The sequence below is a fragment of the Pseudomonas sp. GM49 genome (genome assembly GCF_000282355.1).
Classification (GTDB): domain Bacteria; phylum Pseudomonadota; class Gammaproteobacteria; order Pseudomonadales; family Pseudomonadaceae; genus Aquipseudomonas.
This window is the reverse complement of record NZ_AKJL01000296.1, coordinates 1-13660: the sequence shown is the minus strand read 5'-3', so window position 1 is coordinate 13660 and position 13660 is coordinate 1. Positions and strand designations below refer to the sequence as shown.

Here is a 13660-nt window from a genome sequence, read left to right as displayed (position 1 = left end):
TCAAGATGAATGGAGCTTTGTTGATAGCCGGTCAGCGACGATGCCGCAAGTTCGGCTGATGCGGCGAATGCAGGTTGATCCAGTGCAGTGATAGTTGGTACGGCAGTTCCATCACTGCAACTCATGGGCACCCAACCGGAGTCTTGATAGTGCTGCCGTGTTCAGGGCCTCCATGGCTAGACTGGTCCTGCGCGATTCCCCGCTTACTTCTCTTCGAGGACATAACAATGAGCATGACGTTTTCCGGCCAGGTGGTTGTGGTGACAGGCGGGGCGGCCGGTATTGGCCGTGCGACCGCCCAGGCATTTGCCGCTGAAGGCCTGAAGGTAGTGGTGGCCGATATGGACACGGCGGGCGGCGAGGGCACGGTGGCGCTGATTCGTACGGCCGGTGGGGAAGCGACCTTTGTGCGCTGCAACGTTACCCTGGAAAGTGATGTAAAAAATCTGATGGATGAGGTGATCAACACTTACGGTCGCCTTGACTATGCCTTCAACAATGCCGGCATCGAAATCGAGAAAGGCAAGCTGGCCGAAGGTACGCTCGACGAGTTCGACGCGATCATGGGCGTCAACGTCAAAGGCGTCTGGCTGTGCATGAAATACCAGTTGCCGCTGCTGCTGGCGCAAGGGGGCGGCGCGATCGTCAATACGGCATCGGTGGCCGGCCTTGGGGCAGCGCCGAAGATGAGCATCTACGCAGCCTCTAAACATGCGGTGATCGGCCTGACCAAGTCGGCGGCCATTGAGTACGCCAAGAAAAAGATCCGGGTCAACGCCGTGTGCCCGGCGGTGATCGACACGGATATGTTCCGCCGCGCTTATGAAGCCGACCCGAAAAAAGGCGAGTTCGCCAACGCCATGCATCCGGTCGGTCGCATTGGCAAGGTCGAAGAGATCGCCAGTGCGGTGCTGTACCTGTGCAGCGATGGCGCGGCGTTCACCACAGGGCATTCATTGGCCGTGGACGGTGGTGTTACCGCGTTTTAACACAACACACCGAATACACCCGCTCCCACAGGTTTTTTGGTTGCACAAAGGGACCGGGCAATGTGTTTCAAATGATTAGAGCAATGGGTTTTGGCGGCGTTGTCGCACATGCCTTCGAACACTCCTGTGATTAACTGCTTCCCGCAAAATCAACAGGAGTTTGCTTGCTCATGGAATTGAGAATCGACCGACAGGCGCTGGTGCCCGTCGTACAGCAAATTGTTGACGCGCTGACCTGCTGGCTTCATTCCAGCGGGGTATCGCCCGGTACGCGCCTGCCTTCGGTGCGACAGATCGCGCAGATCAATTTGCTCAGTCAGTCAAGCGTCACCCAGGCCTGCGAGCGCCTGGTCACGCAGGGGATGCTGGTGTCACGTCATGGGGCGGGCTATGCGGTCGCCAACCCGGCATTGGCCGCGGGTGCAAAGCACGAGCCGGCGTGGTTCGAGGGGGCTGCGCCCGAGCCCGGGCCCTGTTCGAGTGAGTTGAGGCTGGGTTGTGGCGGGCTGCCCGAAAGCTGGCGCGAGACGGACGATCTGATTTACGCGATTCGGCAAGTCAGTCGTACCGATACGGCCAGCCTGTTCAACTACAGCACGCCGCTGGGTTTGCCAGCCTTGCGACAACAGATCCTCAAACGCCTCAGGCACCTGGATATCCGGGTGCAGGACAACCGGATCATGACCACGGCGGGTGCCAGTCAGGGGCTCGACCTGATCGTGCGGACACTGTTCAAGGCCGGTGACTGTGTGGTCGTGGAAAGTCCCGGTTATCCGGTGCTGTTCGATCTGCTCAGGCTGCACGGCATTCACATGGTCGAGGTGCCGCGAACACCGCGCGGGCCGGACGTGGACGTGCTCGAATCGGTGCTGGTCAAACACCGGCCTCAAGGGCTGGTCATCAATAGCTTCTATCACAACCCGACCGGCAGCAGCCTTGCACCGGCGGTGGCGCGCCGCGTGCTGCAGCTGGCCAGGACCTTTGGCGTGCAGGTGATCGAAGACGACGTTTATACGGATTTGCATAGCGGTTCCGGTACGCGACTGGCTGCGCTGGACGACAGCGTGATCTACGTGGGCAGCTATTCCAAGACACTCAGCAGTTCCTTGCGGGTTGGTTTCGTGGTGGCCGGTTCCGAAGTCATTACGCGTCTGGCCGAGGTCAAGATGATCACTGGCATGGGCGCCTCACAATTTTGCGAGTCGGTGCTGGCGTGCCTGTTGGCTAACGGTGCCTACGGCAAACTGGTGCAGCGTCAGCGCCAACGCTTGAACAGCGACCGGCTGGCGGTGTTGCAATTGCTCGAAGATGCCGAATGGGAGGTTTTCGGCAAACCGGCGGGAGGCCTGTTCATCTGGGCTCGATCACGAATGTCCGATTACGATCAGGTGCGGACCCAGGCACGGCGTCTGGGTGTGCTGCTGTCATCGAAGACTGCCTTCAATCCCTCGGGTGAGGCCAATGACTGGCAGCGTATCAACGTGGCCTATGCCTGCGATCCGCGTGCCCGTGCGTTCTTTCAGGCCACTGCCCGGGATCGACCTCAAGCGTTCTGAAAACGACGTTGGCGTAGCTTTTTGCCATTATTGCGGCGCCAGAGCCTTGTGTTGCTACTGGCCCGTTGCGAATCTGCGTCTACAGACTTTGGCAGGGGACTAAGTGCAATGATTTCGGCCGTGCAAGGACGTTTTGCCAACCTCGGTATGGCGAAAAAACTGGGTATCGGGTTTGTCCTGGTGCTGTTGTTGACTGCGCTGGTGGCGGGCATTGGCGTTTGGTCCCTGCAAACGATCAGCCAGCGCTTCGACGGGCTCAAGCAAATGTCATCGCTCAACAGCGGTTTGCTCAAGGTGCGGTTGCTGGAGCAGGAATACGCATTGCGTGGCAATCCGAAAACCGTCGATGCCCTGCACGAGGGCGTCGATGGCCTGATCGCCCTGGCCGGACAGCTGAAGGCCGCGTCTGCGGCCAACGTGCCGGTGATGAATGATGTCGAACAGTCTTTGGGGGCCTATCGCAAGGCCTTCGACGAGTTTGTCTCGCTCACCCAGGCCAAGGACCTGGCGCTGGAAATGGCCAGTTGGTCGGTGTCCAGCGTGGCCAATAATCTTGACGTATTGCAGTCCGGGCTCGCCGATGACGGGGCTTATACCCTGAAAGACTCCGAAGGCAAGGACGGTGCGCAATTCATCGAACAGGCCAGTCAGGTCAGCCAGGTTTCACGCTTGATGCTGCAAGCCATGAATGAAGCACGCGTGCGTCTGGATCAAAGCCGCAAAGGCGACGACAGCGCCGGGCAGGGCAAGATAGAACAGGCCAGCCAGGCATTGACCCAGGCCGAGCAACTCAAGACCACAGTCAAGGATGAGGGTTACCAGACCGTCCTCAATGAGGTGATGGGCCATATCGCCAGTTTCAGTGACAAGCTCGCCGAGTACACCGGCCTGCTGGAACAGGAAAAAACCGTCTATCAACAATTGCATCAGCGCGCAGCCCAGGTGGTCGAGCGGGTGGATCAGGCTTATGTCGCGCAAGACCAGGCGATGCAGGCTGAACTGAAAAAGAACTCGCTGCTGATCATCGGCTCTTCCGCCCTGGCCTTGCTGGTTGGGCTGGTTGCCGCGTGGTTCATCACCCGGTTGATCGTGGCACCGCTGCGCAGTGTGATTCATGTGGCGCAGCAGATTGCCTCAGGGGATTTGAGTGCGACCATTGACGTGACTCGCCGTGACGAAATCGGTCAGTTAATGCAGGCAATGCAGCAAATGGGGGCGGGGCTCAGCCATATAGTCAGCGGCTTGCAGTCGGGTATCGAACAGTTGGCGACTTCTGCCCAATCGCTGTCGGCGGTGACTGAGCAGACCAACCTCGAAGTCAGCACGCAGAAAGAGGAAACCGAGCAGGTCGCCACCGCAATGAATCAGATGACGGCCACGGTGCATGATGTCGCGCGTAACGCCGAGGAAGCAGCCTTGGCTGCGCAAACGGCTGACGGCAAGGTTGAAAGCGGTCAGCAGGTGGTACGCCAGAGCATGGCGCGAATCGAGCAGTTGGCGGATTCGGCTACATCCGCCAGTTCGAGCATCGAAAGCCTGAGTGCGGAAATCCAGAACATCGGCACGGTCTTGAGTGTGATCAAAAGCGTGGCGGAGCAGACCAACCTGCTGGCGTTGAACGCGGCGATCGAGGCCGCCCGGGCCGGGGAGCAGGGCAGGGGCTTTGCCGTAGTGGCCGATGAAGTGCGTGCATTGGCCAAGCGAACCCAGCAATCGACCGAGGAAATCGAACGCCTGGTCAGCGCTTTACGTTCGGCGGCGCAGTCGTCGGTGCAGCAGATCCAGAGCAGTGGCGAGTTGGTGAAGCTGGCAGTCAGCGACGCCTTGCAGACCGAGAGTGCGCTGGGCAGTATTGCCGCGGCGGTATCGTTGATCCAGCAGATGAACCAGCAGATCGCTGCGGCAGCCGAGGAACAGAGCTCGGTGGCCGAAGAGATCAACCGCAGTGTCACCAGTATTCGTGCCAGTGCCGATCAGTCATCGCTGGCAATGCAGGGCAATGCAGCGTCCAGCATTGAGCTGGCGCAACTGGGGGTTGAGCTGAAGGGGATGGTGGGGCATTTCAGGCTTTGAAATGATCATCGGCCTGGCCAAAAAAAGGATCATCACGCAATACCGGGAAACACTGATAGCGCAATACCTGTGGGAGCTGGCTTGTCGGGTCGCCGCATCGCAGCGATGGTCGTTAACGATGACGCGTGAGAACTGGATAAACGCGGCGCACTTGAGAACATCGCCAGCAAGCTGGCTCCTACAGGTACAGCGTGAAGAACAAAAAAAAGCCACCTTGCGGTGGCTTTTCTGTTTTCGCCGATCAGTCGTAGATCACTTTCTTTTTCCAGTCCGCGTCAGCTTCGACGTCCTTGAGGCCTTCGGTCAACTGGTTGACTTCGCCTTCGACCGGCGCAATGCGATCCATGACCTGGTCATTGGCGCGGGCCAGGAGTTTTTCCAGGTATTCCAGTTGCTCGGCGTAAACCTGTGGTTCCTGTTGTTTGCGCAGGTATTGCACGCCGCGCTCGAATGCCAGGCGAGCCTGTCCGGGCTGGTTCTGTTGCAGGGAGTGCTGGCCGAGGTTGTTGAAGAACTCGATGTGCAGCAGCACGAGGATGTGGCGCACTTCACGGATCCAGCGTTTGGCCTCGTTGGGGGCCAGGAAGCCGTCCTGTGCCGCGCGGGTGATTTGGCCGTGCAGGGCTTCGAGCAGGAAACGTACATCCTTGGCTTTGGCTTCGGTCTGGATCGGTGCTGGCGGATTGTTGACCGGGATGGATTCACCCTGGCCGACAAGGACCTCCAGCTCGGCGATCCGTGCCTTGAGGTTGGCGCTGGATTTTTCCAGGTTGAGCAGGCGCTGGCATACGTTCAGTTCCAGGCGGGTCAACAACAGCTTGAGTGCCGGGGTCATCAACTGGCCGGGGAAAGTCTCGGTGATTTCGCCGCAGCGACGCAGACGATCATTGAGCTCGATCTTGGTACGGGCCTTTTCCAGCTTGTTGTTTTCCACCACATGGTTCATGTAACCAATGGCGATCAACAGTGCGATCCCGGCTACGACTAGCAGGGTGATCATGAGTGGCGTCACCGGTAAGACCTCTTTATAGGGTACGCATACGAGTTTAGTGGCTTGGCATTTGAGCGCCCAGGCCCGCATGACGGGTTGGATCGGACATGCCTGCGCTTATATCGGCCGCAGCCCTGCTTCTATGAATGGTGGCAAGCGATGTACAGATTGCCATCACTGCTGGACTATAACGTCTTGGCGGGTGCCAGAATATAGGCGTCAAACGCCGGGCAGCGGAAAAACCGCAATGGCGCCCAAAAGCAGGGCGAAGTCATTGATTTAAATAAATTTATATCAGGGGGTTGACGACCTCTCAATCCATCCATAGAATGCGCGCCACTTGCAGCGTAAAGCACACAGCGAAACGAAGCAGGGAGTGAATGTTGTACGTGTGTCCCCTTCGTCTAGTGGCCTAGGACACCGCCCTTTCACGGCGGTAACAGGGGTTCGAGTCCCCTAGGGGACGCCAATGCGGGAATAGCTCAGTTGGTAGAGCACGACCTTGCCAAGGTCGGGGTCGCGAGTTCGAGTCTCGTTTCCCGCTCCAATTTTAAACAGCTTTGCTTTCGGGCAGGGCTGAGTGAAACCAGAACCAAGTCTTCGGATGCGGATCTGGGCACCGAAACACACACCATGTGTTCCGGGTAGCGTGTCCCCTTCGTCTAGTGGCCTAGGACACCGCCCTTTCACGGCGGTAACAGGGGTTCGAGTCCCCTAGGGGACGCCAATGCGGGAATAGCTCAGTTGGTAGAGCACGACCTTGCCAAGGTCGGGGTCGCGAGTTCGAGTCTCGTTTCCCGCTCCATATTTAACGAAAACGCCGCTCATTGAGCGGCGTTTTTGTTTGCGCGTGTAAAACCAAATTGAAAAAATGGACGTTTAACCCATTTTTTCATCCAGGGAGCTCCACTGGAAGCCACCTCCAGCCAGTGTCTACGCCCCCCAGGTGGATCCACGTCTAGTCTGGCGCTGTCATTGCGCGACTGGTCCGAGTGGCTGTTTGCCAGAAGCGGCCCTTCTCGACCCGTTGAATCCACGTCGCCTTAGGGCAAGCAGACCCGACCAGAAGCGGTCGGTGAAACAGGGCCGCTACTATCTCCATAAATGGGGTATTTCACCCACCCAACCGGGCGGTTATCACCTGATTTGAGGAATATTCCCCACCCTCACCCTTTCTCTCGCTTGAAGCACTGAGAAACAGCTTGTTAATTGATTTGAACTTTTTCTTCGCCCTATTGAAATGGCTCATTAGTTGCACTCCCCCTCGGTACCCACAACAGCTGTCGTCCCGGACATCATGGAGACGACGGGGCTTGCCAGATTCGGCATGACGTGAGGGATAAAAATGAAACGCGCGACATCACCATGCAGCTCCATCGCCTCTTCTGGGGAGTTTTTTATGAGTTCCATGATCAAGATTGGCATCGTTGATGATCACCCGCTATTGAGGGATGGGGTCACAATGGCGCTGAAGAAAATAGCTGACTTTCAGGTAGTCGGGCAGGGCGGGTCTGCCGATGATGCCCTGGAGATTGCCGCTCGTTTTGCTCCGAATGTTTTGCTCATGGATGTAAATATGCCGGGCGATAGCTTTGCTGCCGTGCGAGCGATCTCAGCTTCTTCGCCGGCAGTTAAAATTTTGATGCTGACGGTATCCGAGTCCATCGAGGACGCCTATTCCGCCCTCGAAGCGGGCGCGCAGGGGTATGCGTTGAAAGGCATAAGCGGTCGTGAGCTTGTACAAGCCATCAGAAATGTTGCCGGTGGTGAAACCTTCATTACACCCAAGCTTGCCAGCAAGCTGTTAAGCAATTTCAGAACGTACGCGGGTGATAAGCAAAAGGTCGAGCTGACCCATCGCGAAGAACAAGTTATCCGGGAGGTATCGAAGGGCCTGACTAACCGCGAGGTTGCTATCAAGCTCGAGCTCTGCGAGAAGACAATCAAGCACTACATGACGAATGTCATGTACAAGCTACGCGTTCGTAACCGGACGCAGGCAGTCGCAGCAGTGAGACGGCATTGGGAGAGTGACCATATACCTGGCTTGTGCGGTGCACTTCAACGCCGCGACTTCAATGGCAACGGTAGGACAAACAACGGGCCATAAGCGCTTCCGGTTACTTGAGTACAACGATCATTTTGGCACGGGTGATCATATTTTGAACTGCGCCCTGGCTTTGGTTCCGGTATGGGGCGCCGATTCAATGATGAATATTCCGCCGAGAGATTCGACGCGATAGCGCATGCCGACAAGGCCCAGATGAGTTCTACCTCGACCTGGCACACTCGGTTTCTCGGTTGAAATACCCACTCCCGCATCTTTGACTTGCACTTCCAGTAGCCCTTCGGAGTAAAAGGCGCTGAGTTTTTGGCCTTTTCCTCCGGCGTGAATATAGGCATTGTTCAATGCTTCCTGGGCGAAGCGGTAAATACAAATTTTATGCGCTATCGGTACATCGCTTGGAAGAGTATCAAGCTCCAGTTCGACTCGCGTCTCGGTTCGCTCTTCGTGCCGCTGAGCAAGTAATACCAGCGCATCGTGCAGGGTCAGATCATTGACTTCCGGAAGTGCCAGGCCGAGTGATATTTCCCGCACTTCGTTTAGAGCATCCTCGCCGGCACGTCTGATCATTTCGAGGACTTCCCCATCTGAGGCGCCTGGCGAACCTTCGAGCTCTTCAAGGCGAAGGAGAATAAGTGACAACAGTTGAGCAGGACCATCATGAAGATCTGCCCCGATCCGACGAAGAGTGAGTTCATTGATTCTGGAAAATTCGCGATTGGCTGTAGTGACTTTGTGCTGAAGGGCGGCATTATTCGAGTGCAACCTGGCTTGCTCATCCATTTGCTGTTTTATTATCTTGTCGTCACGCCGAACGATAAAAAATAACAACAGAAGCATGGCCATCGTTGCTGTACCAACTATCGCCCATACTTTCTTGCGAACGTTATTGATTTCGCGCTGTAACGCTTGCGCGGTTTCGTAGAACTCACCAACTGCAATAATCTTTCCAGTACCCGCTTCGCGCAGTGGGGCAAAAATTTCATAGAGCGGAATATTCAGGCTTCGCTCAAAAGCATCCTCAACATCATCCGCAGTATTATCCTCAAGATCATTGTCCAGTTCTGTATAGATCTTGCCTGTCAGCGCCTGTGAGATCTCCTCTGTCGGAAAATGTTTTTGGACCGCGGATTTGTCGGTGCTGTAGGCAATCGTGCCGTCTGGAAGCCAGATTTTCACCGAGACAATATGTGTACTCAACGAGGTGCTGGACAGCAAGTGATCAATGGTCTGAATAGTTTCAATGGGGAGTTCTTTGGCAGTGGTTAATCCTTGGACGAAAGGTTCGAGAAAGTGCTCCATATAACGTGCCCCCGCCTCTGCCGCCGTTTGAACCGTTGCATCTTCAATACTCTGGCTTACGAGGTTTCCAACGAACGTCATGGTCAACCCCAGAATTATCGTGGCGCAGATTACGAACTGGGTTGAGCGGCTCAAATGGCGCAGTTTCCCACGGGTGCCCTGCCTCCCGGGTACTGCGCCACTGGACGTTTGGCCAGCGTCTGATTCGACCAAGGTCTGATCCGATTCATTGACCAAGGTCTCAGAATTTGACTGGGCTTTCGTCTCTGTACACATCCGGGTAGCACCTCAATACTCATTTTCAATGGAGTGTAAAGCTAGCGTTTGAGGTTGAAGGCGGGAGGCGCGATGAACAGTTTAAAAAGATTCTCGATCAATCTGGATAATCGCTATTTCCGGCAAACCAATAGTGTGGTTGGCCATTCGCGCCCTGTACTGTCACTTTACGGCCATACAGGCCAGGATGGAAACGTCTGCACGCTTGGCATTCAACATACTAGTCAAATCGTAGTCGATGCCAGCTTTCTCATGGATAAAAGGCTTGTTGACCAAGCCGCATGGACGCAGAACCGTGCCATCACCACTCAGGAAGTCACGGACTATGGCGATCTTCGCGAGCATATTCCGGCCAATGACTCTGATCGCTGGATGTGTGGCATCTGTGACCAGCCCCCTATTCCTGAGAGAGCGTTATGGACAGAAGGATAGAGCCCCGATATGTGACGGGGCCTTTTGCAAGTTACCCCTTCTTTTCGTCCTGCACTCATGGGCCGTCCCCTCCTTGAGGCGTAACACCAGCCTGTAGATACGGTTGCCATGAGGCATTGACCCTCAGCTGAGCACTGCTGATCGCACGCGATTCGGTAAGGGCTCTGTGTCGCCGTGAAATCAGGTCCCGTCGTTCAATTTCTGTTTTTTGTTTATGGGGTTCAACACTAAACCACGTAGTTGCAGCCAAGCATTACGCATGTGGTTTCCTGACTAGTTATGCATCGAGGAAACAGCCATGGCCAGCTTCATCAAGTCCGATCTCGAATTCATTCTCGAACAAATTTTCATCGCCGAACGGCATGCGGCAGGCGAGAGTCTGGCTGACATGCTGCCGAACGTAGAAGTACCCTTCGGCCTGCGCACCGTTTCCGGCATCTACAACAACCTGGCCGATCCCCAGATCCAGTTTGGCGCCGCCGACAACATCTTCCCGCGTATGACGACGCCGGTGTTCAATACCGCGCAGGTCCAGCCGGTCGGCTTCTTCGGCCCCGCCGATCCTGGCGGAACCACGCCGACTTCCTACCTGCAGACCAGCGGTTTCGTCTTTGACTCGCAGCCGCGCACCATCAGTAACCTGATCGTCGACCAGACCGCCAACAATCCGGCGGCGGTCGCGGCCGCAGCGGCCAATCCGGATTCACAGACGGTCACCAGCCCCGGTCTGGATGGCCTGTTCGGCACCGCCGACGACGTTTCCGTCTTCCAGATCCCTAATATCACGCCGGACGCGGGCCTGACCGTGCCGTTCAACCAGTGGATGACTTTCTTTGGCCAGTTCTTCGACCATGGCCTGGACCTCGTCACCAAGGGCGGCAGCGGCACAGTCTTTATTCCGCTGCAGCCGGATGACCCGCTATTCGTACCGGGCAGCCCGACCAACTTCATGGTGCTGACGCGCGCCACCAATCTGCCCGGCCCCGACGGCATTCTGGGCACCGCCGATGACATCCACGAGCAGAGCAACACCACCTCGCCGTTTGTCGACCAGAACCAGACCTACAGCTCGCATCCCTCGCACCAGGTGTTCCTGCGCGCGTATGAGCTCAACGCCGCTGGCGATCCGGTAGCCACCGGCAAGCTGATCACCAATCGTGATCTGGGCGTCGATGGGCAATTCGGCACCGCTGATGACGTCGAAATCGGCGGCATGGCCACCTGGGCAGTCGTCAAGGCCCAGGCCCGTGATCTGCTCGGCATCAACTTGACCGATGCGGACGTGTTCAACGTACCGCTGCTGGCGACCGATGCTTATGGCAACTTCATCAAGGGGCCTAACGGCCTCCCACAAGTCGTGATGATGGGCGCGGATGGCCTTCCCGGCACGGCCGATGACGTACTCGTCGAGGGTAATCGGGCCGCGCCAATCAGCCTGGTGAACGCCGTGCGCACCGGTCACCAGTTCCTTATCGACATCGCCCACAGTGCCGATCCGACCGGCGGCCTGACGCCTGACGCGGACACCGTCATTGGCGGCCCGCAAGCCCCCGGTACCTACGACAACGAGCTGCTCGACAAGCACTACATTGCCGGCGATGGCCGGGTCAACGAGAACATCGGCCTGACCACGGTGCATGAGATCTTCCACAGCGAGCACAACCGGCTGATTGACCAGACCAAGGAGACAGTGCTGGCCTCCGCCGACCTCGATTTCCTGAACAAGTGGCTGATGCCCGATGCCCAACTGACAGCGCTGCCAGTGACGCCGGCCGACATCGCGGCCCTGCACTGGAACGGCGAGCGGTTGTTCCAGGCGGCCAAGTTCGGCACCGAGATGCAGTACCAACACCTGGTGTTCGAGGAGTTCGCGCGCACCATCCAGCCGCAAGTGGACGTCTTCCTGGCGCCTATGGGTAACGACACCACGATCGACCCGTCGATCGTCGCCGAGTTCGCGCACACGGTCTTTCGCTTCGGCCACTCGATGCTGCTGGAGACGGTCGATCGTTTCGACCCCAACTTCAACGTCGTCGGCGACGGCAATCCGGTTGACCCGGGCAATCAACAGACCGGCCTGATCGCCGCCTTCCTCAACCCTCTCGCGTTTGCTGCGAGCGGCCCGACTCCTGAGCAGGCGGCTGGCGCCATCGTGCGCGGCATCACGCGGCAGGTCGGCAACGAGATCGACGAGTTTGTCACTGATGCTCTGCGCAACAATCTGGTCGGCCTGCCGCTCGACCTTCCCGCGCTCAACCTGGCGCGCGGCCGCGACGCCGGCATCCCGTCGCTGAACGCGGCGCGGCGCGAGTTCTACCACATGACCGGCGATAGCCAGTTGACCCCCTACACGAGCTGGGCCGATTTCGTGCAGCACATGAAACACCCGGAATCGCTGATCAACTTCATCGCCGCCTACGGTACGCATTCAACCATCACTGGCGCTACGACGCTGGCGGCCAAGCGCGCCGCGGCTGTGGATCTCGTGCTCGGCAGCGCCACGGCGCCAGCTGATCGCCTGGACTTCCTCAACAGTACCGGTGTCTGGGCCAGCACCGCCGGTGCGGACGGTATTCTGCACACCGCAGACGACGTGACCACCACCGGCCTGGACTCCGTCGATTTCTGGATCGGCGGCCTGGCTGAGGAGAAGATGCCCTTTGGCGGCCAGCTGGGTTCGAGCTTCAACTTCGTCTTCGAAACCCAGTTGGAAAACCTGCAGAATGGTGACCGCTTCTACTACCTGGCACGCACCGCGGGACTCAACTTCGGCACTGAGCTTGAGAACAATTCGTTCTCCAATCTGGTGATGCTCAACAGCGACGCAACACACCTGCCGGCTAACATCTTCCAGACGCCGGCCTTCATCCTGGAAGTCGACCCGACGCACCAGTTCAACCAGAGTGTGGTGGCCGGCCCGGACGGCATCCTCGGCACGGCCGACGATCTGCCAGCCAACGCCGACCCCTTTGGCCCGTCGGACCACCCGATCGGCTCACCACGGATTGACCATTTCACGCCGCTGGTGATCCGCGACAACCCCGACACAGTGGGCCCGGATACCAACTATCTGCACTACACCGGCGGTGATACGGTCGTGCTTGGCGGCACGGCCGGCAACGACATCCTCATTGCCGGCGACTCGGACGACGACACCGTCTATGGCGACGCCGGCAATGACCGGCTCGACGGCGGCTACGGCAACGACAACATCTTCGGCGGCACCGGTGACGACATCATCACCGACATCGGCGGCGACGACGTCATTCGCGGCGAGGACGGCAACGACGTCATCCAGGCCGGTAACTCGACCCTCGCCGGCAACAATCTGGTCCTCGGCGGTGCGGGCAAAGACTTCATCATCACCACCGAAGACATCACGATGACCTTCGGCGGCGCGGGTGACGATTTCATCCTCGGCGCCAAGGTCAACCTCGCGCCGACCGGCAACGAAGGTGACGACTGGATCGAGGGCGGCACCCAGGACGGTGCGCCCGGCGATAACATGAGCCCGACCTTGACCGACGATGTGCCCGGCAACGACATCTTCATCGGCAAGGGCGGTTTCGATGAAATGATCGGCGAGGGCGGCGACGACATCTTCGTCGCCAGTGACGCTCAGGACAAGATGGACGGTATGTCCGGGTTCGACTGGACCACCTACAAGAATGACCAGTACGGCGTGACCGTCGACATGGTAGTTCCCTTCTTCAGTCCCTATCACGCGGTGCCCGATGCCGCGGGCAATATCGTGGGCGCGGTGGGACAATCGCCCGATGCGGTCTATGACCGGTTCGCGGAAGTGGAGGGCCTGTCGGGGTCGGCCTTCGCCGACTTCCTGCGCGGCGATGAACAAAACGCAGCCATCATCGCCAACATCACGGCCAGGGGCAGCATCCTCACCAACTTCGATCTCGTCAGCGGCCTGCGGGCCTTCGTCGGCACCGCCGGTTTCGGTGCCGACGGTATCGGCGGG

8 protein-coding genes, 4 tRNA genes and 1 pseudogene are annotated in these 13660 nt (G+C 58.0%); 11 read left to right on the top strand and 2 right to left on the bottom strand.

The window, feature by feature from the left end; translation table 11 throughout:
* Positions 1-227: 227 nt before the first annotated feature.
* From PMI29_RS03360 to PMI29_RS33200, 4 genes and pseudogenes are all read left to right on the top strand, one after another.
* Entirely contained in the window at positions 228-989 is a 762-nt protein-coding gene (locus tag PMI29_RS03360; RefSeq protein ID WP_008003267.1) for an SDR family oxidoreductase, read from the top strand.
* A gap of 170 nt (positions 990-1159) precedes the next feature.
* Entirely contained in the window at positions 1160-2545 is a 1386-nt protein-coding gene (locus PMI29_RS03365) for an aminotransferase-like domain-containing protein (RefSeq protein WP_008003266.1), read from the top strand.
* A 108-nt stretch (positions 2546-2653) separates the two neighbouring features.
* Positions 2654-3757, top strand: a pseudogene (locus PMI29_RS33205) (HAMP domain-containing protein); the annotation flags it as partial.
* A complete protein-coding gene (locus tag PMI29_RS33200; protein WP_431196861.1) occupies positions 3737-4618 on the top strand; it encodes a methyl-accepting chemotaxis protein in 882 nt (293 codons plus the stop codon). The pseudogene PMI29_RS33205 and the gene PMI29_RS33200, both read left to right, overlap by 21 nt.
* A 241-nt stretch (positions 4619-4859) precedes the next feature.
* Here the strand turns inward: PMI29_RS33200 and PMI29_RS03375 are convergent, their stop codons facing one another.
* Entirely contained in the window at positions 4860-5618 is a 759-nt protein-coding gene (locus PMI29_RS03375) for a hypothetical protein (protein ID WP_033052714.1), read from the bottom strand.
* A gap of 384 nt (positions 5619-6002) precedes the next feature.
* Between PMI29_RS03375 and PMI29_RS03380 the strand changes: the two genes are divergently transcribed.
* The 5 genes from PMI29_RS03380 (at position 6003) to PMI29_RS03400 (ending at position 7719) form a co-directional block, all read left to right on the top strand.
* A tRNA-Glu gene (locus tag PMI29_RS03380) sits at positions 6003-6078 on the top strand.
* Positions 6079-6080: 2 nt separating this feature from the next.
* A tRNA-Gly gene (locus tag PMI29_RS03385) sits at positions 6081-6156 on the top strand.
* A 104-nt stretch (positions 6157-6260) separates the two neighbouring features.
* Positions 6261-6336 (top strand) — tRNA-Glu (locus PMI29_RS03390).
* A 2-nt stretch (positions 6337-6338) separates the two neighbouring features.
* Positions 6339-6414: transfer RNA gene (locus PMI29_RS03395), tRNA-Gly, on the top strand.
* Between the two features lie 594 nt (positions 6415-7008).
* Positions 7009-7719, top strand: a complete 711-nt coding sequence (locus PMI29_RS03400) for a response regulator (protein ID WP_008003263.1) — start codon at positions 7009-7011, stop codon at positions 7717-7719.
* Between the two features lie 45 nt (positions 7720-7764).
* Here PMI29_RS03400 and PMI29_RS03405 read toward each other — a convergent pair whose 3' ends face one another.
* On the bottom strand, positions 7765-9252 hold the full coding sequence (locus PMI29_RS03405) for a sensor histidine kinase (protein ID WP_008003262.1): 1488 nt from the start codon (positions 9250-9252) through the stop codon (positions 7765-7767).
* Between the two features lie 72 nt (positions 9253-9324).
* Here PMI29_RS03405 and PMI29_RS31525 point away from each other — a divergent pair, with 72 nt between their 5' ends.
* Both PMI29_RS31525 and PMI29_RS03410 read left to right on the top strand, forming a co-directional pair.
* Positions 9325-9684, top strand: a complete 360-nt coding sequence (locus PMI29_RS31525) for a hypothetical protein (protein WP_008003261.1) — start codon at positions 9325-9327, stop codon at positions 9682-9684.
* Positions 9685-9982: 298 nt separating this feature from the next.
* Positions 9983-13660, top strand: a 3678-nt coding sequence (locus PMI29_RS03410) for a peroxidase family protein (protein ID WP_008003258.1), incomplete at its 3' end; no start/stop codon positions are given.

Bases quoted from the DNA above. Each gene is read 5' to 3' on its own strand.
- PMI29_RS03360 (WP_008003267.1), top strand. From the start codon at position 228: ATGAGCATGACGTTTTCCGGCCAGGTGGTTGTGGTGACAGGCGGGGCG.
- PMI29_RS03365 (WP_008003266.1), top strand. From the start codon at position 1,160: ATGGAATTGAGAATCGACCGACAGGCGCTGGTGCCCGTCGTACAGCAA.
- PMI29_RS33200 (WP_431196861.1), top strand. From the start codon at position 3,737: ATGCAGGCAATGCAGCAAATGGGGGCGGGGCTCAGCCATATAGTCAGC.
- PMI29_RS03375 (WP_033052714.1), bottom strand. From the start codon at position 5,618: ATGATCACCCTGCTAGTCGTAGCCGGGATCGCACTGTTGATCGCCATT.
- PMI29_RS03400 (WP_008003263.1), top strand. From the start codon at position 7,009: ATGAGTTCCATGATCAAGATTGGCATCGTTGATGATCACCCGCTATTG.
- PMI29_RS03405 (WP_008003262.1), bottom strand. From the start codon at position 9,252: ATGTGTACAGAGACGAAAGCCCAGTCAAATTCTGAGACCTTGGTCAAT.
- PMI29_RS31525 (WP_008003261.1), top strand. From the start codon at position 9,325: ATGAACAGTTTAAAAAGATTCTCGATCAATCTGGATAATCGCTATTTC.